Source organism: Nonomuraea salmonea, assembly GCF_042428605.1.
Taxonomy (GTDB): domain Bacteria; phylum Actinomycetota; class Actinomycetes; order Streptosporangiales; family Streptosporangiaceae; genus Nonomuraea; species Nonomuraea salmonea.
The window spans coordinates 276,453-293,622 of record NZ_JBHMCF010000046.1 but is presented as its reverse complement, the minus strand read 5'-3'; the positions used below and the strand labels follow the sequence as shown (position 1 = coordinate 293,622).

Sequence of the window (17,170 nt, the reverse complement as noted above, 5' to 3'; positions counted from 1 at the left end):
GTGAGGAGTTCCTACGATGACCGAGTTCGAGGCCGGGCGGCCCCTGGTGCTGCGCGGCGGCACCGTGCTGCCCATGGACGGCAGGCGGGTGCTGACCGAGACGGACGTGCTGGTCACCGGCGACGAGATCACCGCCGTCGGCCCCGCGCTCGACGTGCCCGAGGGCACCGCCGAGATCGACGCCACGGGCGGCATCGTCATGCCCGGCATGATCGACACCCACCGGCACATGTGGCAGACCGCGATGCGCGGCTACGGCGCCGACTGGACGCTCACCCAGTACTTCGTCTGGTACTACCTGGAGTACGGCAAGCTGTTCAGGCCCGAGGACATCCACGCGGGCAACACCCTGGCCGCCATCGAGGCGCTCGACGCCGGCGTCACCACCGTCGTCGACTGGTCACACGGGCTGCGCACCCCCGACCACGCCGACGCCGCCGCCGACGCGCTGCAGGCCGTGCCCGGCCGGTACGTGCTGGCGTACGGCAACATCCAGGCGCCGCCCGCCGAGTGGACCACCGCCCCCGAGTTCCGCGACTTCGTGCGCCGCCGCATCACCGGCGACGACCTGCTCGGCTTCCAGATCGCCTTCGACGTGCTCGGCGACCCGTCCTTCCCCGAGAAGCCCGCCTTCGAGGTGGCCCGCGACCTCGGCGTCAGCGTCACCACGCACGCCGGCGTCTGGGGCGCCACCAGCGACGAGGGCATCAGGCTCATGTACGAGCACGGCTTCATGACCCCCGGCACCGTCTACGTGCACGCCGCCTCCCTGTCGGCCGACTCCTACCACCGCATCGCGGCCACCGGCGGCTCCATCTCCGTCTCCACCGAGAGCGAGCAGAGCGCCGGCCAGGGCTACCCGCCCACCTGGGCGATCCGCCAGCACGGCATCCCGGTCTCGCTGTCGATGGACACCAGCGTCTGGTGGAGCGGCGACCTGTTCTCCGCCATGCGCACCACGCTCGGCGCCGACCGCTCCCGCGAGCACCTGGAGGCGCACGCCAAGGGCGAGACCGTCACGCACGCCGCGCTCCGCGCCGACCAGGTGGCGCAGTGGGCGACCAGGGGCGGCGCCGAGGCCATCGGGCGCGACGATCTCGGCGTCATCGAGCCAGGCAAGAAGGCCGATCTCGTGCTCATCAAGAACGATCACTCGCCGGTGTCGTTCCCGCTGCTCAACCCGTTCGGGCACGTGGTGTTCCAGGCGCAGCGCGGCGACGTGCACACGGTGCTGGTCAACGGGCGGGTGGTCAAGCACGAGCACCGGCTGGTCGGCATCGACCTCGCCGCCGCCCGCGCCGAGGTGGACAGGACCGTCGAGTATCTGCGCGGGGAGATGGGCGAGGAGGCGTGGGAGAAGGGCATGAACCCGGACATCCCCACGGCTGAGGTGCTCGACAACCCGTACACGTACACGGACTACCGCAGCGACGCCACCCACCGCCTCTGATCGCGCACGTCCTTCCCCGCCGGCGCGCTGTACGGAGGCCCGCTATGCGCTGACTCGCTGTGCGGACGCTTTCGCGGCGGCGCGGGAGCTTTCCGTGGCGGCGCGGAAGGACGCGCGGTAGGTCTGCGGCGTCACGCCGGCCACCCGCTTGAACCGCTCCCTGAACGCGGTGGCCGAGCCGAACCCGGCCTGCACCGCGATGCGCTCCACGCCGTGGTCGGTGGTCTCCAGCAGGAACTGCGCCCGCCGTACGCGGGCCCGCAGCAGCCACTGCAGCGGCGTGGTGCCGGTCTGCTCGCGGAAGCGGCGGCTGAACGTACGCTCGCTCAGCCCGCCGCGCCGCGCCATGTCGGCCAGCGTCACGTCCCTGGCCAGATTGTCCTCGATCCACGCCAGCACCGGCTCCAGCTGTGAGCCGCGCGGCACCGGCGGCTGCGCGTGCACGATGAACTGCGCCTGCCCGCCCTCGCGCTCCAGTGGCATCACCGACAGCCGGGCCGCGTCGGCGGCCACCGCCGAGCCGAAGTCGCGGCGGATCATGTGCAGGCACAGGTCGAGCCCGGCAGCGGCGCCCGCCGAGGTGAGGATCTGCCCGTTGTCGACGTAGAGCACGTCGGGTCGCACGTCCACCTGCGGGAACATCCGGGCCAGCCGGTCGGCCGCCAGCCAGTGGGTGGTCGCGCCTCGCCCGTCGAGCAGGCCCGCCGCGGCCAGCGTGAAGGCGCCCACGCAGATGGAGGCGATGCGGGTGCCGTCTCGTGCCGCCGCGCGCAGCGCGTCCAGGACGTCCTCGCCCGGCGGCGTGCCCCGTTCCGACTGGCCCGGCACCATGATCGTGTCGGCTTCGCGCAGCGCTTCCAGCCCGTGCGGCGCGGAGATCGTGAACGTGTCGGTCGCGACCTGCGGCTCCGCCGCGCACACCAGCACGCGGTACGGGCGGCGCCCGTCGGCCAGCCGCGCCCGCCCGAACGCCTCGATCGGCACTCCCAGGTCGGCCGCCACCACATGGTCCGTCGCGAGAACCGCCACCGTGTGCATGCCCGCCACCGTAGCCGAGATCCCGCCACACATGAACGCCCAGGTCGTCCGCCTGCTCCCGGATCCAGTCCCGGGTCGACCGGTTGGCGAGAACCCGTTGGAAATTGTCGATCCAGCCACTGGGGTACTCCCCCTCCGCCGCCCTAACGTGGGCCGCCGACGAAAGGAGCATCCCTTCATGCACGTTCACGTGGTCCTGTTCGACGGGTTCGACCCGCTCGACGCCCTCGGCCCGTACGAGGTCCTGCAAGCGGCCGCCCTCGCCGGCGGTGACGTCACAGCCGAGCTGGTCACCGCCGAAGGTCCCCGCGAGGTGCCCAGCGGCATCCCGCGCCTCACGCTGCGCGCCACCGGCACACTCGACCCGGCCGTCGCCGACGTGGTCATCATCCCGGGCGGGGCCGGCGCGCTGTCCGGCGACGGGGAGCACACCGTGCAGGCCGTGCTCGCCCGTTCGCTGGAGACCGGCCTGCCCGCCCTCGCCAAGCTGGCGCTCGAGCGGGAGGGCACGCTGGTCGCCACCGTGTGCGGCGGCTCGCTCATCCTCGCCATGGCCGGCCTCATCTCCGGCCGCCACGCCACCACCAACCACCAGGGCCTGGACGCCCTCGCCGCGACCGGCGCCCGCCCGGTGCGGGCCCGGCTGGTGGACGACGGCGACCTCGTGACGGCCGCCGGCATCACCTCAGGCGTGGACCTGGGGCTCTACCTGGTCGAACGCGAGACCGGCCCGCAGATCGCGCACGCCGTGGAAACGCTGTTCGCCCACGAACGCCGCGGCACCGCCTGGTCCCCCACCGGCCCCACCGCCGCCTGGTAAGGCCAACCATGCCTCTCACCCCACCCCAACCAGTCCCCCACCCCTTGATGCCCCAGCCCCCGCACCACCCCACGCCTTTGGACCCGCACCACCCCACGCCCGCGGACCCGCACCACCCCACATTCCTGGACCCGTACCACCCCATGCCCCTTCACCCGCGCCGGCGGATGCTCCCGCCCTTCCCCCTTCACCGGCCGGCACCACAGAGGTGCCGCGCCTCGGACGCTGAGGGCCGGTCGTGACGAAGGTACTGCTGTCGTTGCACGTGCTGGCCGCCATCGTCGCGGTCGGGCCGGTCACGGTCGCGGCCTCCATGTTCCCGGCGGCGGTGCGGCGGGCGCACGCGGCCGGGGCGGACGCCGCCTCCGTCGCCTCCGTCCGGCTGCTGCACCGGATCTGCCGCGTCTACGCCGTGCTCGGCCTGGCCGTCCCGGTGTTCGGGTTCGCCACGGCGAGCAGCCTCGGCGTCCTCACCGACGCCTGGCTGATCGTGTCGATCGGCCTCACCGCACTCGCCGCCGGGGTGCTGGCCCTGGCCGTCCTACCGGGCCAGGAACGGCTGCTGAACGGGGTCGACGACGGCACGACCGCCCGGCTAGGGATGGTGACCGGCGTGTTCAACCTGCTCTGGGCCGTCGTGACCGTCCTCATGATCGTCCGCCCCGGCTCCACGACGGGGGTGTGACCGTGAACCGTCAACCCCTGCGCATCGCCGCCGCCGTCGAGCTCGCCACGCTCGTCGTCCTGCTGGGCAACGTGCTCACCGTGCACCTGCCCGCGATCTCGTCGCTGGCGGGGCCGGTGCACGGGTGCGCGTACCTGTTCACGGTCGTCGCCGCCGCGCGCGACCCCCGCCGTACGCTTCCCGCCACCCTCGTGGCCTGGCTGCCCGGCATCGGCGGCCTACTCGCCCTGCGCCTGCTCGCCAGAACCCCCTTGGAGGGTCAGGGCACGTAGTGCGCGACGCCGAGCCCCAACGACCAGTCGATCGACTCGTTCTCGGTCAGCGAGACGAGCACGTTGCGCGGCTCGATGCCCGCGTACGCGTGGGCCAGCTCGGCGATGCGCCGGTAGAGCGCCTTCTTCACCTCCGGCGTGCGGCCGGAGCGCAGCGTGATCGCGACGAACACGGCGTCGTCGTCCCGGCGCAGGCCGGGAAAGGCGCCGTACCGCATCACGCTGCGAATGCCGTCGTGCGAGGTCAGCACCTGGAACAGGTCGTCGGACGGGATGCCGACGGTCTCCACCATCGCGTCGTGGACGGCACGGCCGAGTGCGTCGAGCCGCTCGGGGTCGGCGCGGATCGCGTCGATGCGGACGAAGGGCATGATCGTCTTCCTCCCAGAAGAGTCTCAGAAGAGGGCGGACCGGGTGAGCAGGCCGAGCGCGCCTTCGACGGCGGTGGCGAACACACCGGGGTCACCGGCGGCGCGGGCCAGCACGTACCCGCCCTGGAGCACGGCGACGAGGGCGGTGGCCGTGGCGGCGGGGTCGAGGCGGGCGTCGAACTCGCCGGCCGCGCGCCCCTCTTCGAGCAGTTCGCCGATCCGCCCGGTGAGCCAGGCGAACGTCTCCTCGACCGGCCGCCGCAGCCCAGGATCGGCCATGACGTCGGGATCCTGGGTGAGCCGGCCGACGGGACAGCCCTTGAGCACGTCCCGCTCGCGCCGCAGGTAGGCGGCGACCCGCTCGACGGTCGTGCCGGGCCCGGCGAAGGCGGCCTCGGCCCGCTCCCTCAGCTCCTTCGCAGTGCGATCGATGGCCGCCAGGGCGAGATCGGGCTTGCCGCTGAAGTGGTGATACATACTGCCCTGCCCGGCCCCCGACCGCTGCTGAATCGCCTTGGGGCTGGTGCCGACATAGCCCCGCTCCCACAGCAGCTCACGGGTGCTCTCGATGAGCCGTTCCCTGGTGTCCATGCCGAACATACTAGTAGGTACAGCCCCAACGCCTTGGCCACGAGGTGACGTGCCGCGCTGCTCGGGGTGCGGATCGCGGCGCCGGAGGCGGCGCCCGTCCGGCCCGCGTACGACCGTCTGTGGCGGCGGGGCTGCTCGACTGTCCCGACTCCGAGCGGGCCAGGCGGCTGCCGAGGTTGCGGCGCGGGTGCTGGGCTGGGTGCGTACGGGGTCGTGACCGCGTGATGATCTCGGGCTTATGATCCGGGCAGGCCGAGGGAAGGGCGCAGTGCGATGACCGATGAGCAGGCTCCGCCGGGCGTCGATCCGACGGTTCCGAGCGTCGCCCGGATGTACGACTACTACCTCGGCGGCAAGGACAACTTCCGCGCCGACCGTGACGCCGCCGAGCAGATCGTCAGGCTCGCCCGCGACTCAGGCGCCGACGTACGCGAGATGGCCCGCGCCAACCGGGGCTTCCTGATCCGTACGGTGCACCACCTCGCCGCCTCCGGCGTACGGCAGTTCCTCGACATCGGCACCGGCCTGCCCACCCAGGACAACGTGCACCAGGTGGCCCGAAGGGTCGCGCCTGACGCCAAGGTCGTGTACGTCGACAACGATCCGATCGTGCTGACCCACGCCCAGGCGCTGCTCGCCGGCAGCCCCGGCACGTACGTGCTGGACGGCGACGTGCGCCGGCCGGCCGACATCCTGCGCGACGCCGCCGCCCACCTCGACTTCGGCCGCCCCGTCGCGATCGTCCTGGCCGCCGTCCTGCACTTCCTCCCGGATGACGCCGAGGTGGCCGCCATCGTCGCCACGTTGCGCGGCGCGCTGGTGCCCGGCGGCCACCTGGTGATCTCGCACAGCTACGTCGAGCCGGACGAGGGCCGGCCGGAGCGGATGGGCGAGGCCCAGGACGTCTACCGGCGCTCGGCGTCCGGCTCGATCGCCTGGCGCGACCGCGACACCGTGCGCGGCTGGCTCGACGGGCTGGAGCTGCTGGAGCCGGGCGTGGTGCCGGTGCAGCACTGGCGCGACGACGCCCCGCACCCGGCGCCCGGCCTGGACAAGGGCGGCGTCCTGGGCGCGGTAGGCCGCCTGCGCGGCTGACGCGCACACACCGTGCTACGTCTGCCCGGCGGACACGCGGCCCCGCCTTCCCACCTCCGCCCCGCAGACACGCAGCCCCGCCCTCCCACCTCCGCCTCACAGACACGCAGCCCCGCCGTCGCGGGACGGCGGGCCGCAGGGTGCCGTGGGCGAGCCGGCCGTGGAGCGGGGCGGCGGGCCGTAAGGGTCAGTAGGTGGGGCGGGTGCGGAGGAGGTCGGTGACCGTGGGGGCGCGCATCATGTGCGGGTCGAGGAGTTCGGCGCGGCGCCGGGGGATGCCGCCGGCCATGGCGGCCTCGGTGAGCGCGTCCTTGACCCAGCGGGCGTCCACGGGGTGCCCGTCGTCCTGCCTGATCAGCGGCTCGCCCGGGGTCCTGGACGACGACAGCGTCCGCAGCAGGGGCCTGGCCAGGGCCGGGATGGGGAAGGCGACGAGGTCGCCGCGCCCGTCGGGGACGGTGACGATGGCGGGTTCGCCGGCGGTCACCGCCCGCAGGTCCTGCAACGTGATGCCGGCCAGCGCCGCGACGGGCGCGCCGGTGGCGTCGAGCAGCGCGACGGCGGCGGCCTCTGCGGGCCTGCCGTCGGCGGCCAGCCGGGCGATGCCCTTGCGCAGCAGCCGCCGGTCGCCGGGGGTCAGCGCCGGGACGGACCCCGGGCGTACGGCGCCGCTGCGCCACGCGAACGTGTAGAACGCCGACAGCATCGCCCGCTTCCTCGACACGGTCGCGGGCGACAGGGGCTTGCCGGGGGTGCGCACGCCGACGGCGAGGGTGCCGCTGAGCGCGCCGTCGCAGTAGGCGTCGAGGTGGGCGCCGGTGGCGGCGAGCGGTTCGAGCGCCGGGTCGGTGTCGTGGAGCCAGCGCAGGAACGCGGCCAGCACCTGCAACCTGGCCTGCCGGGTGGCCGCCGACGGCCGCTCGGTGAGCCACGCGACCACGGTGCGGCGGGTCGGCGCGGCCAGCCCGTCGACGAGATCGACGTCGGCCGCGGCCACCTCGCCGCCGTCGCCGGGCTTGCGCCGCGGCCGCAGCCCGGGAATGCGCCCCACGCTCCCGGCCCGCGCCTTGCGAGCGCCGCCGTCGGAGGGTGTGCCCGGCTCGCGGGACGTCAAGGACTGCGCGTGTACGCCTCCGGAGGCGCCGGGGACGGCGGCGGCGTCGTCGTGGGCTCTCGGCATGCTCAGCACTCGACCGTACCCGCCCTCACCACGACAGCGGCATGGCCGAGCAGCCCCGGCCGCGCGATGGACGTCACGGAGGAGTCGGTGGCCGTCGCGCGGGCGTCGTGAGCGCCCGGGCGGCATGAGCCAGGCAGTCCAATCATGATCTCGATCTTCTCACGGAGCGGCACCCGGTCTTCCGCGTTCCGCCCCGGAGACTCAGTCGCGCTTGGGCGCGTAGTGCAGGGCGGTGATCCCGCACTCGAACGGCCGGGCCCCGGCGAGGCGGAAGCGCTGGTGACCGGCGACGTCGGGGAAGACGGGCAGGCCGCGGCCGATCGAGACCGGGTTGACGAACAGGTGGATCTCGTCGATGAGCCCTTCCGCGATGAGGCCGGAGGCGAGCTTCGCGCCCCCGTACGTGATGATGTCGCCGCCGGGCCGCTCCTTGAGGTCGCGGATGGCGGAGGCGAGGTCACCGCCGAGGATGGTGGCGTTGGGCCACGGCGACTCGGTGAGGGTGTTGGAGACGACGACCTTGGGGGTGTCGTTCATCCACGCGACGGTCTCCTTGCTCTCCCCTTGGGGCTCGGCGGCCCAGGTGGGGATGAAGCCCCCGGCGAGCTCGCGGCCGAGCAGGATGCAGTCGACCGAGGAGGTCATGGCGTCGATGTAGGCGCCGACGTCGTCGCTCCAGTTGAAGTCCATCCAGTCCATCTCGCCCTCGGGGCCGCCCATGTAGCCGTCGATGGTGGTCTGGATCTGGAGCTTGAGCGTACGCATCAGGGGTTCTTCCTTTCGGTCGGTCAGCTGGCTCAAGCCTGGCGGAGCGGACTTACGGAACGTTTACGGCGCGCCCCACCGCGACCGTAAGGTGCCGAATTACATCGAACTTTGATATAAAGCGGCTGTGACCTCCGATCTGGATCTCGGCGAGCTGGCGACCACGATCGAGGACTTCAACGCGTACTACATCCGCCTGCCCTCGGTCCGCCGGCTCAACTTCTCGACGCTGTCGGTGCTGCACACCCTGTCACGTAAGGGCCAGCTGCGGCTGACCGACCTGACGGCGACCGAGCAGCTCAAGCAGCCCGCGCTGACCGCGCTCGTGGCCAAGCTGGAACGCGAAGGGCTGGTGTCCCGCCGTCCCGACCCGCGTGACGGGCGCGCGGTCCTGCTGTCGCTCACGCCCGACGGCCGGCGGATCGTCGAGTCCAGGCGCGCCGACCGGGTGGAGCGCCTGCGCCGCCTGGTCGAGCAGCTGGACGACGGCGACCGGGCGGCGCTCGCGGACGTCGCGCGCGTGCTGGGCCGCCTGACCGAGATCGCGGCCGGGCTGGAGGAGCGAGGAGAGCCGTCATGACGAAACCGCTGGAGCCGGTGCCGCTGCACGTGCCGGACGAGGTGCTCGACGACCTGCGCCGCAGGCTGGCCGCGACCAGGTGGGCGCCGGACCCGGGCAACGAGGACGGCCGTTACGGGGTGCGCCGGGCGTACCTGGAGGAGCTGGTCGCCTACTGGGCCGACGGCTTCGACTGGCGGGCGGCCGAGCGGGCGATCAACGCCTACGAGCACTACCGGGTGGACGTCGGCGGCGTCCCGGTGCACTTCATGCGCCGGCCCGGCGCGGGCCCGGACCCGGTGCCGCTGATCCTCAGCCACGGCTGGCCGTGGACGTTCTGGCACTGGTCCAAGGTCGTCGATCCGCTGGCGGACCCGGCCGCGTACGGCGGCGACCCGGCGGAGTCGTTCGACGTGATCGTGCCGTCGCTGCCGGGCTTCGGCTTCTCGACGCCGCTCACCGGGCGTCCCGACATGAACTTCTGGAAGATCGCCGACGTCTGGCACGAGCTGATGACCGGCGTGCTCGGCCACGAGCGTTACGCGGCGGCGGGCTGCGACGTGGGCGCGCTGGTGACGGGGCAGCTCGGCCACAAGTACGCCGGCGAGCTGATCGCCATCCACATCGGCTCGGCGCTCAAGCTCGACTTCTTCAACGGCGACCGGGCGTGGGACTTCAGCGGCGGCGCCCCCATCCCGCCCGATCTGCCGTCCGACGTGCACGCCCGGTTCATGGAGCTGGACCGGCGCTTCGCGGTGCACCTGGCCGCGCACATGATGGCGCCGTCCACGCTGGCGCACGGCCTGGCCGACTCGCCCGCCGGGATGCTCTCCTGGATGCTCGAACGCTGGGCGAAGTGGTCGGACAACGGCGGCGACGTGGAGCGGGTGTTCAGCAAGGACGACCTGCTCACGCACGCCACCATCTACTGGGCAGGCGAGGCGATCGGCTCGTCCGTCCGCACGTACGCCAACAACAACCGCTACCCGTGGACGCCGTCGCACGACCGCCGGCCGGTGGTGGAGGCGCCGACGGGCATCACGTTCGTGAGCTACGAGAACCCGCCGGGGGTGACGACCGGCGAGCAGCGCATTCGCGGGTTCCTGGAGAGCGACAGGGCGGCCTGGTACAACCACGTCGGGGTCACCTGCCACGACCGCGGCGGGCACTTCATCCCGTGGGAGATCCCGCAGGAGTGGGTCGCGGACCTGCGCCGCACGTTCCGCGGCCGCCGCTGAACCCGGACGCCCGGCCGCACGTTCCGCGGCCGCCGCTGAACCCGGACGCCGAGCCGCACCGGCGAGGACGGTCAGACGCCCAGCCGTACCGGCTCGGACGGGACGCCCCCCGCGAGCAGCGCGCCGAGCGTGGCGGCGAGCGCGCGCGGCGAGAAGAGGTCGTCGCCGTGGCCCGCGGCGATCTCCGGCACGCTCCACCAGCGCACTCCGGTGATCTGCTCGGCGGCCAGCCGCGCGTCGTCCCACTCCCCGCGCGGCGTGAACGCGGGCGCGCGCACGAGGAAGTAGTCGTTGACGACGCCGTCGTAGCCGGGCGCGTGGTCGACGAGCGCGCGCTGGTGCCAGACGTGCGGTGGGAGCGCGGTCACGCGTAGCCCGACCTCCTCGGCCAGCTCGCGGCGCAGCGCCTGCAGGTCCGTCTCGCCGGGCTCGACGCCGCCGCCCGGCATCGCCCACACGACGGGCCCGCCGGCGGCGGTGGTGTCGTGGCGGCACAGCAGGACCTGGTCGTCGGGGTCGAGGATGATCGCGCGTACGGAACGGCGCATGCGGGGAGCCACGACCGGCCACCCTAACCGTCAGCAGGACAGCACGAAAAGCGTCATGATGCCGGAGATGAGCAGCACCATGGCCAGCACCGCGACGACCTCCCAGTTGCTGACCTGCGGAGCGAAGCGCTGCGGCCCGTCCTCGCCGGCCCTGGCGTTGAAGGCGCTCAGCCGGTTGGCCAGGCGCGCCTCGGTGTGGCGCAGCTCCAGCTCGATCTCCGCCAGGATGAGCCGCTCGTGGGGCGACAGGCCGTCCACGGGGTTCACTCCTTCTCCGCGGCGGCTTCGACGGCTGGACGGGCGGTGTGCGGATAGTGCAGGTCGAAGGCGGGACGTTCCGAGCGGATGCGGGGCAGGCTGGTGAAGTTGTGGCGGGGCGGCGGGCAGCTCGTCGCCCATTCCAGGGAGTTGCCGAAGCCCCAGGGGTCGTCCACGGTGACGCGGGGCGCGTGCCGGGCCGTCCACCAGACGTTGTAGAGGAACGGCAGCGTGGACAGGCCGAGCAGCAGCGCGCCGATGGACGAGATGAGGTGCAGGTCGGTGAAGTGGTCGACGGCGCTGTAGTCGGCGTACCGTCGCGGCATGCCGGCCACGCCGAGCCAGTGCTGCACCAGGAACGTGGTGTGGAACCCGATGAACAACATCCAGAAGTGCCACTTGCCGAGCCGCTCGTTGAGCATCCGGCCGGTCATCTTCGGCCACCAGAAGTAGAAGCCGGAGAACATCGCGAACACCACCGTCCCGAACACCACGTAGTGGAAGTGCGCGACGACGAAGTAGGTGTCGGTGATGTGGAAGTCGAGCGGCGGTGAGGCCAGGATCATCCCGGTCAGCCCGCCCAGCAGGAAGGTGATGAGGAAGCCGACCGCGAACATCATGGGCGTCTCGAAGCTGAGATGGCCGCGCCACATGGTGCCGGTCCAGTTGAAGAACTTCACGCCGGTGGGGATGGCGATGAGGAACGTGGTGAACGCGAAGAACGGCAGCAACACCTGCCCCGTCCCGTACATGTGGTGGGCCCACACCGTCATCGACAGGCCCGAGATGGCGATGGTGGCCCCGACCAGGCCGATGTAGCCGAAGACGGGTTTGCGGCTGAAGACCGGGATGACCTCGGTGATGATGCCGAAGAACGGCAGCGCGATGATGTAGACCTCGGGGTGGCCGAAGAACCAGAACAGGTGCTGCCAGAGCATCGCCCCGGCGTTGGCGGGGTCGTAGATGTGGGTGCCGAGCTTGCGGTCGGCCTCCAGCGCGAGCAGCGCGGCGGCCAGCACGGGGAAGGCCATCAGCACGAGCATGCTGGTCAGCAGGGTGTTCCAGGTGAAGATCGGCATGCGGAACATGGTCATGCCAGGGGCCCGCATGGCGATGATGGTGGTGAAGAAGTTGACCGAGCCGAGGATGGTGCCGAGCCCCGACAGGGCCAGCCCCATGATCCACAGGTCGCCGCCGATGGTGGGGCTGAACGTGGAGTGCGACAGCGGGGTGTAGGCGAACCAGCCGAAGTCGGCGGCGCCGCCGGCGCTGAAGAAGCCGCTGACGACGATGAGGCCGCCGAACAGGAACAGCCAGAAGCTGACCGCGTTGAGCCGGGGGAAGGCGACGTCGGGCGCGCCGATCTGGAGCGGCATGATGACGTTGGCGAACCCGGCGAACAGCGGGGTGGCGAACAGCAGCATCATGATCGTGCCGTGCATGGTGAACAGCTGGTTGTACGCCTCGTTGCTGACCAGCTGCAGGCCGGGCTGCACCAGCTCGGCGCGGATGATCATGGCCATGAGACCGGCCAGCGCGAAGAACAGGAACGAGGCGATCAGGTACATGTAGCCGATGGTCTTGTGGTCGGTGCTCGTCAGCCAGGCCACGACCAGCCGTCCCTTGCCCTTGGCCTCGACCGGCGCCAGGGCGGACGTCAACGGTTCGTCAGTACGCGGTTCTTCAAGAGTCACCGAAGCCCCCCATTTTGCCCCGACATGCCTGTGGCGCCCTGTTTTCGCAGGTCAGCGCCGTACGACGGGCTTACCCCCTTCCCTGCGACCTATGCTCGGCCGCTCACCCACACCACCCGCTCGACCCCGCTCCGTAACCACGCGTGAGGCCGCCTCCGCCCCGGCGTGCGGGCTTGGATAGCCTGTCCGCTTTGGGAGGTATTGGGGTGTCGGGGGTTGTCGCGGCGTTCGCCGCACTGGTGTCGGTCGCCGTGCTCGGCTACGTCATCGGCGTCACCGGCCTGCTGCGGGCGAGCGACGAGCTGACACTGTCCCGGCTGGCGTTCTTCGTGGCGACCCCGGCGCTGATGTTCGCCACCGTCTCCAAGGCCGACCTCGGGGCGCTGCTGTCGCCCGTACTGCTCACCGAGGTCATCGCGGTGGCGTTCACGCAGCTGGTGTTCGTGCTGGTGGCCAAGCTGGCGTTCCGGCGGAGCACCCGGCAGGTCACGATAGGCGCCCTGGCCTCCTCGTACGTCAACGCCGGCAACCTCGGCGTGCCGATCTCCCTGTACGTCCTCGGCGACGCCGCGCTGATCGCCCCCATCCTGCTCTTCCAGCTCCTGGTGCTGACCCCCGTCTCGTTCCTGATCCTGGACAAGGGCGCCCGCTCGCCGCGCGCGGCCCTGCTGCTGCCGTTCCGCAACCCGCTCACGGTCGCCTCCCTGCTCGGGCTGGCGCTCGCGGTGAGCGGCGTCTCGCTGCCCGTCGCGGTCATGCGCCCGATCGACCTGCTGGGCGGCGCGGCCGTGCCCGTCGCGCTGCTGGCCTACGGTCTCAGCCTGTACGGCTCCCGCCGCCAGGCCCCCGCGCCCGGCGAGGACGGCGTGGGCAAGGACATCGCCCTGGCCGTGGCGCTCAAGGCGGTCGCCCAGCCGGTGGTGGCGTACCTGACGGCCCGCTTCGCCCTCCACCTGGACGGCACTCACCTCCTGGCCGCCACCCTCTTCGCCGCCCTGCCCACGGCCCAGAACATCTACGTGTACGCCGTCACGTACGACACCGCCCGCCGCCTGGCCAGGGGCACGATCCTGGTGACGACGGGCCTGTCCATCCCGATCATGACCGCCATCGGCGCCGTCCTGGGCTCCTGACTGGTCCGCGAGTCCTGATCCTTCTGGCACGCGTGGAGATCCGTCTGACGCGAAAATGTTTGAGGGGCGTGTCGATTCCGGGGTGGCGCGTTCGACGCGTCGGTGACAGACGACGACAAACCCGGGAGGAACTTCCCCATGCAGAAGATCACCACGTTCCTGTGGTTCAACGACCAGGCCGAGCAGGCCGCCACCTTCTACACCTCGCTGTTCGCCGACTCCCGCATCGTCGAGGTGCGGCGCGGGCCGGGCGGTGGCGTCATGGTGGTGACGTTCGAGCTGGCCGGGCAGCGGTTCATGGCGCTCAACGGCGGCCCCCAGTACACCCTGAACGAGGCCGTCTCCCTCTACGTCGACTGTCAGACGCAGGAGGAGATCGACGAGCTGTGGGCCACATTCATGGAGGGCGGCGAGGAGTCCAGGTGCGGCTGGCTGAAGGACCGGTGGGGCCTGTCCTGGCAGATCATCCCCCGACGGCTGCCCGAACTCCTCGGCCACCCCGACCCTGCCGCCGCTGAGCGGGTGATGAAGGCGATGCTCGGCATGCAGAAGCTCGACCTCCGCGCCCTGGAGGAGGCCGCCGGCGAAGCGTGACGGGCGACCGTTCAGCCGGGGGCCTTCGGCGTGGCGTGACGGGCGACCTTCTAGACGTGACGGGCGACCTTTTGGAACGGCCCCGCCCAGAAACCAGTGGTTGAAGGTCCCCGGCCTGGTGCGGCGGGTGACCGTTCAGAACAGGCCTGCTGAGAAGTCGGGGTCCTCCGTCGTCGCGAGGGCCTCGAACAGCAGGGCCACGCCCATCGCGCCCGGATCGGGCAGGCCGCGGGCGCGCTCACCCACGTAGCTGGCCCGGCCGCGGCGAGCGCGCAGGCCGGCGGTGGCGCGGGCGCCTTCGGCGGCGGCGCGGGCCGCGGCGGCGAAGCCCGTCCCGCGCTCCAGCTCAGCCGCCGCCGGAGCCAGCGCGTCCACGAGCGTGCGGTCGCCCACCTCGGCCTCGCCGACCCGCTGGATGGCGGCGAGGCCGGCGGCGGCGCCGCGCGCCCACCCGCCGACGGGGTCCTCGTCAAGGGCGCGGGCGATCTCGGTGAACAGCAGCCCGAACAGCGGCCCGCTCGTCCCGCCGACCTCGTCCAGGAACACCCGCCCCGCCACGTCGAACCCGTGCCCGGCGCCTGGCCCGTCCAGCTCGGCGAGGACGCGGGTCAGACCTGAGCGGAGGTTGTCGCCGAAGTCGCCGTCGCCGCTGGCCTGGTCGAGCCGGGTCAGCTCGTCATGGGCGGCGGCGACGGACTCGGCGTAGCGGCGCAGTACGGGCGCTGCGGTCGCGGTCATCGTCCCTCCTCGTCGACATCGTCCAGGACGGGGAACGCCGGGGTGCGGGCCGGGGCGCGCCACCACGTACGCCATCCGTCCTGCAACCGGGTCAGGGTCAGCGAGAACCCGGCCATGTCGAGCGCCGGCACGTACGTTCCCACCAGCGACTCCGCCACCCTCAGCCCGCGCTCCTCCAGCACGGCGGCGGCCTGGTCGAAGATGCCGTACAGCTCCAGCTGCGTGGTCGCGCCCATCCCGTTGACCAGCACCAGCAGCTCGCCCGGGCCTGGTGGCAGTCCGGTCAGCAGCTCGTCGATCATGCGGACGACCAGGTCGGGCAGCGGCGGCCGGTCGATGGTGGTGGCGGCCCGTTCGCCGTGGATGCCGACGCCGTACTCCAGCTCGCCTGCCCCGAGATGGAAGGCGGGCTCGCCGGTATGGAAGGAGGTCTGAGCGCGGGAGGCGACGGCCAGGCTGCGGGACGCGGCGGCGACCGCGTTGCCGAGGTCCGTCAGCTCGTCCAGGCCGCGGCCTTCGTCGGCGGCGGCCCCGAGCAGCTTCTCCACGACGACCGTCGCCCCGGTGCCGCGCCGCCCCATCGCACCGTCCGTGTCATCGGTGGCCAGGTCATCGTCCACGAGGACCCGCCCGACCCGCACCCCTTCGTGACGCAGCCGTTCAGCGGCGATGCCGAAGTTGATGCGGTCACCGGTGTAGTTCTTGACGACGTGCACGACCCCCTCCGGCCCGGCGGCGGCCAGGCTGGCGTGCAGGACCTGCCGGTTGTGCGGCGATGCGAACACCTGCCCCGGCGCGACGGCGTCCAGCATCCCCCGGCCGAGGAACCCGGCATGCATCGGCTCATGCCCCGACCCACCACCCGCGACCAGCCCGACGACGCGGCGCGGGTCCCGTTCACGTGCCCGCAGATGCACGGGCTCCTCGCGCAGTTCGACGAGGTGCGCGTGCGCACGGGCGAACCCACGCAAGGCAGGCGCGACGGGGTCACCGGCGGGCAGGAACGGCGCACTCATACCCCACCCCTCCCCCACTCAGGCTGCTTGTAGCGCGACCGGCCGATCCGCGTGGCAGCGAGGCCGGCCGACGGCCCGCCCTCGATCGGTCGGCGGCGGGGAGCCCGCAGTGGCGCTGGGGCGGCGGTGGTCGAGCTGTCCATCGGCATCCCTCCTGACTGGCTGCGCTCTCGTCCCGGCACGAGGACCAGGAGTTTCATGCTGGGTCCTCACGGCACGATCCGAGCCGTCGCCACGCCGCGCCCCGGCCCGCGCGCTCACGACACGCCGCCCGTCCCATCCGCATATCCTCACTCCACCCACGGGGCCAAGACACCGACGCCCCGCATCGCCCGCCCGAGCCTCACTGCCGCAGCGGGACGGCACGGAAACAGGTCAGGACCAGGGGATTTCGCCGGTGCGGCCGACGAAGCGGCCGGTGCCGGACTTCGGGGGTTCGGTGGCCAGGGTGACGATGGCGTCCGTGCCCTCGGTGACGGTCTGGGGGCCGGTGTGGCCGTTCAGGTCGGTGGCGGTGTAGCCGGGGTCGGCGGCGTTGACGCGGATGCCGGGCAGGGACTTGGCGTATTGGGTGGTCAGCATCGTCAGGGCGGCCTTGGAGGCGGTGTAGAGGGGCGCGATGGCCTTCGACTCGGGGCGCGACGGATCGTGGGTGAGCGCCAGGGACCCCATGCCGCTGCTGACGTTGACGATGCGCGGCTCCGGTGAGCGGCGCAGCAGCGGCAGGAACGCCGTCGTCGCCCGTACGACGCCGGCGACGTTGACGTCGAAGACCCCGAGAGCCACGGGGCCGGTCAGCGTGGAGGGGTCGCCGAAGGGGCCGTGGATGCCGGCATTGTTGATCAGTACGTCGATGCGCCCCTCGTGCTCGGCCACGTCCTTGGCGGCGGCGGCCACGGACGCGTCGTCGGTCACGTCGATCGGGACGAACCGCGCACCCAGGGCGGCGGCGACCTCCGCACCCCGCTCGGGGTCGCGCGCCCCGAGCAGCACGGTGTGGCCGAGTGCGATGAGACGCCGGGCGGTTTCGCGGCCGAGCCCCTTGTTGGCGCCGGTGATGAAGGTAATCGTCATGAACATCATCATTCGGCACCGCCACCCACGCTCACCAGGGACACCACGACG

20 protein-coding genes are annotated in these 17,170 nt (G+C 72.1%); 9 read left to right on the top strand and 11 right to left on the bottom strand.

Going from position 1 to position 17,170, the window contains the following annotated elements; genetic code table 11:
* Window positions 1-16: 16 nt before the first annotated feature.
* Window positions 17-1,450 (top strand): amidohydrolase family protein, encoded by a 1,434-nt coding sequence (locus ACFFR3_RS41720; RefSeq protein WP_345404505.1) that lies wholly within the window; start codon window positions 17-19, stop codon window positions 1,448-1,450.
* A gap of 42 nt (window positions 1,451-1,492) precedes the next feature.
* Here the strand turns inward: ACFFR3_RS41720 and ACFFR3_RS41715 are convergent, their stop codons facing one another.
* Window positions 1,493-2,488 (bottom strand): GlxA family transcriptional regulator, encoded by a 996-nt coding sequence (locus ACFFR3_RS41715; RefSeq protein ID WP_345404502.1) that lies wholly within the window; start codon window positions 2,486-2,488, stop codon window positions 1,493-1,495.
* 178 nt (window positions 2,489-2,666) lie between these two features.
* On the opposite strand from ACFFR3_RS41715, the gene ACFFR3_RS41710 reads away from it, so the two are divergent.
* The 3 genes from ACFFR3_RS41710 (at window position 2,667) to ACFFR3_RS41700 (ending at window position 4,265) form a co-directional block, all read left to right on the top strand.
* Window positions 2,667-3,308, top strand: coding sequence for a DJ-1/PfpI family protein (locus ACFFR3_RS41710; protein WP_379484931.1), 642 nt, complete (start codon window positions 2,667-2,669; stop codon window positions 3,306-3,308).
* A 238-nt stretch (window positions 3,309-3,546) separates the two neighbouring features.
* Window positions 3,547-3,993, top strand: a complete 447-nt coding sequence (locus ACFFR3_RS41705; protein ID WP_379484930.1) for a hypothetical protein — start codon at window positions 3,547-3,549, stop codon at window positions 3,991-3,993.
* 2 nt (window positions 3,994-3,995) lie between these two features.
* Window positions 3,996-4,265 carry a hypothetical protein gene (locus ACFFR3_RS41700; protein WP_379484929.1) on the top strand — a complete coding sequence of 90 codons (270 nt, stop codon included), beginning with the start codon at window positions 3,996-3,998 and terminating at the stop codon, window positions 4,263-4,265.
* On the opposite strand, the gene ACFFR3_RS41695 is transcribed toward ACFFR3_RS41700, so the two are convergent.
* Together ACFFR3_RS41695 and ACFFR3_RS41690 are read right to left on the bottom strand one after the other, a co-directional pair.
* A complete protein-coding gene (locus ACFFR3_RS41695) occupies window positions 4,253-4,636 on the bottom strand; it encodes a tautomerase family protein (protein WP_345404493.1) in 384 nt (127 codons plus the stop codon). The two genes, ACFFR3_RS41700 and ACFFR3_RS41695, sit on opposite strands and share 13 nt — an antisense overlap.
* A gap of 24 nt (window positions 4,637-4,660) precedes the next feature.
* A complete protein-coding gene (locus ACFFR3_RS41690; protein WP_364379983.1) occupies window positions 4,661-5,227 on the bottom strand; it encodes a TetR/AcrR family transcriptional regulator in 567 nt (188 codons plus the stop codon).
* Between the two features lie 273 nt (window positions 5,228-5,500).
* Here ACFFR3_RS41690 and ACFFR3_RS41685 point away from each other — a divergent pair, with 273 nt between their 5' ends.
* Window positions 5,501-6,322: an SAM-dependent methyltransferase gene (locus ACFFR3_RS41685; RefSeq protein ID WP_345404487.1), complete on the top strand. Its 822-nt coding sequence runs from the start codon at window positions 5,501-5,503 to the stop codon at window positions 6,320-6,322.
* 187 nt (window positions 6,323-6,509) lie between these two features.
* Here the strand turns inward: ACFFR3_RS41685 and ACFFR3_RS41680 are convergent, their stop codons facing one another.
* Both ACFFR3_RS41680 and ACFFR3_RS41675 read right to left on the bottom strand, forming a co-directional pair.
* Window positions 6,510-7,502 (bottom strand): site-specific integrase, encoded by a 993-nt coding sequence (locus ACFFR3_RS41680; protein WP_379484928.1) that lies wholly within the window; start codon window positions 7,500-7,502, stop codon window positions 6,510-6,512.
* 201 nt (window positions 7,503-7,703) lie between these two features.
* Complete coding sequence (locus ACFFR3_RS41675) at window positions 7,704-8,267, bottom strand: dihydrofolate reductase family protein (protein ID WP_379484927.1); 564 nt, start codon at window positions 8,265-8,267, stop codon at window positions 7,704-7,706.
* 127 nt (window positions 8,268-8,394) lie between these two features.
* Here ACFFR3_RS41675 and ACFFR3_RS41670 point away from each other — a divergent pair, with 127 nt between their 5' ends.
* A complete protein-coding gene (locus tag ACFFR3_RS41670; protein WP_345404472.1) occupies window positions 8,395-8,847 on the top strand; it encodes a MarR family winged helix-turn-helix transcriptional regulator in 453 nt (150 codons plus the stop codon).
* A complete protein-coding gene (locus ACFFR3_RS41665; RefSeq protein ID WP_379484926.1) occupies window positions 8,844-10,064 on the top strand; it encodes an epoxide hydrolase family protein in 1,221 nt (406 codons plus the stop codon). Before ACFFR3_RS41670 ends, ACFFR3_RS41665 begins: the two co-directional genes overlap by 4 nt.
* A gap of 71 nt (window positions 10,065-10,135) precedes the next feature.
* Here ACFFR3_RS41665 and ACFFR3_RS41660 read toward each other — a convergent pair whose 3' ends face one another.
* From ACFFR3_RS41660 to ctaD, 3 genes are read right to left on the bottom strand one after another with little or no spacing between them, the layout of a single operon-like run.
* The gene (locus tag ACFFR3_RS41660; RefSeq protein WP_379484925.1) at window positions 10,136-10,624 is read right to left on the bottom strand and encodes an NUDIX hydrolase; all 489 of its coding nucleotides are present in this window, start codon (window positions 10,622-10,624) and stop codon (window positions 10,136-10,138) included.
* 18 nt (window positions 10,625-10,642) lie between these two features.
* On the bottom strand, window positions 10,643-10,870 hold the full coding sequence (locus ACFFR3_RS41655; protein WP_355427968.1) for a DUF3040 domain-containing protein: 228 nt from the start codon (window positions 10,868-10,870) through the stop codon (window positions 10,643-10,645).
* Window positions 10,871-10,875: 5 nt separating this feature from the next.
* Entirely contained in the window at window positions 10,876-12,531 is a 1,656-nt protein-coding gene (ctaD, locus tag ACFFR3_RS41650; protein ID WP_364380005.1) for an aa3-type cytochrome oxidase subunit I, read from the bottom strand.
* 239 nt (window positions 12,532-12,770) lie between these two features.
* Here ctaD and ACFFR3_RS41645 point away from each other — a divergent pair, with 239 nt between their 5' ends.
* Complete coding sequence (locus ACFFR3_RS41645) at window positions 12,771-13,697, top strand: AEC family transporter (protein WP_364380008.1); 927 nt, start codon at window positions 12,771-12,773, stop codon at window positions 13,695-13,697.
* A gap of 138 nt (window positions 13,698-13,835) precedes the next feature.
* Complete coding sequence (locus ACFFR3_RS41640; RefSeq protein ID WP_364380011.1) at window positions 13,836-14,291, top strand: VOC family protein; 456 nt, start codon at window positions 13,836-13,838, stop codon at window positions 14,289-14,291.
* A gap of 135 nt (window positions 14,292-14,426) precedes the next feature.
* Here ACFFR3_RS41640 and ACFFR3_RS41635 read toward each other — a convergent pair whose 3' ends face one another.
* From ACFFR3_RS41635 to ACFFR3_RS41625, 3 genes are all read right to left on the bottom strand, one after another.
* Window positions 14,427-15,029 carry a DAK2 domain-containing protein gene (locus ACFFR3_RS41635; protein WP_345404460.1) on the bottom strand — a complete coding sequence of 201 codons (603 nt, stop codon included), beginning with the start codon at window positions 15,027-15,029 and terminating at the stop codon, window positions 14,427-14,429.
* The gene (locus tag ACFFR3_RS41630) at window positions 15,026-16,045 is read right to left on the bottom strand and encodes a dihydroxyacetone kinase subunit DhaK (RefSeq protein WP_345404457.1); all 1,020 of its coding nucleotides are present in this window, start codon (window positions 16,043-16,045) and stop codon (window positions 15,026-15,028) included. The genes ACFFR3_RS41635 and ACFFR3_RS41630 overlap by 4 nt, the downstream gene beginning before the upstream one ends.
* A 375-nt stretch (window positions 16,046-16,420) precedes the next feature.
* Window positions 16,421-17,119: an SDR family oxidoreductase gene (locus tag ACFFR3_RS41625; protein ID WP_379484924.1), complete on the bottom strand. Its 699-nt coding sequence runs from the start codon at window positions 17,117-17,119 to the stop codon at window positions 16,421-16,423.
* Between the last annotated feature and the right edge of the window lie 51 nt (window positions 17,120-17,170).

What these genes read in the sequence shown, in the direction of transcription:
- ACFFR3_RS41720 (WP_345404505.1), top strand. Translation starts at nt 17, where the DNA reads ATGACCGAGTTCGAGGCCGGGCGGCCCCTGGTGCTGCGCGGCGGCACC.
- ACFFR3_RS41635 (WP_345404460.1), bottom strand. Translation starts at nt 15,029, where the DNA reads ATGACCGCGACCGCAGCGCCCGTACTGCGCCGCTACGCCGAGTCCGTC.
- ACFFR3_RS41680 (WP_379484928.1), bottom strand. Translation starts at nt 7,502, where the DNA reads ATGCCGAGAGCCCACGACGACGCCGCCGCCGTCCCCGGCGCCTCCGGA.
- ACFFR3_RS41685 (WP_345404487.1), top strand. Translation starts at nt 5,501, where the DNA reads ATGACCGATGAGCAGGCTCCGCCGGGCGTCGATCCGACGGTTCCGAGC.
- ACFFR3_RS41625 (WP_379484924.1), bottom strand. Translation starts at nt 17,119, where the DNA reads ATGACGATTACCTTCATCACCGGCGCCAACAAGGGGCTCGGCCGCGAA.
- ACFFR3_RS41715 (WP_345404502.1), bottom strand. Translation starts at nt 2,488, where the DNA reads ATGCACACGGTGGCGGTTCTCGCGACGGACCATGTGGTGGCGGCCGAC.
- ACFFR3_RS41690 (WP_364379983.1), bottom strand. Translation starts at nt 5,227, where the DNA reads ATGGACACCAGGGAACGGCTCATCGAGAGCACCCGTGAGCTGCTGTGG.
- ACFFR3_RS41675 (WP_379484927.1), bottom strand. Translation starts at nt 8,267, where the DNA reads ATGCGTACGCTCAAGCTCCAGATCCAGACCACCATCGACGGCTACATG.
- ACFFR3_RS41710 (WP_379484931.1), top strand. Translation starts at nt 2,667, where the DNA reads ATGCACGTTCACGTGGTCCTGTTCGACGGGTTCGACCCGCTCGACGCC.
- ACFFR3_RS41695 (WP_345404493.1), bottom strand. Translation starts at nt 4,636, where the DNA reads ATGCCCTTCGTCCGCATCGACGCGATCCGCGCCGACCCCGAGCGGCTC.
- ACFFR3_RS41665 (WP_379484926.1), top strand. Translation starts at nt 8,844, where the DNA reads ATGACGAAACCGCTGGAGCCGGTGCCGCTGCACGTGCCGGACGAGGTG.
- ACFFR3_RS41630 (WP_345404457.1), bottom strand. Translation starts at nt 16,045, where the DNA reads ATGAGTGCGCCGTTCCTGCCCGCCGGTGACCCCGTCGCGCCTGCCTTG.
- ACFFR3_RS41640 (WP_364380011.1), top strand. Translation starts at nt 13,836, where the DNA reads ATGCAGAAGATCACCACGTTCCTGTGGTTCAACGACCAGGCCGAGCAG.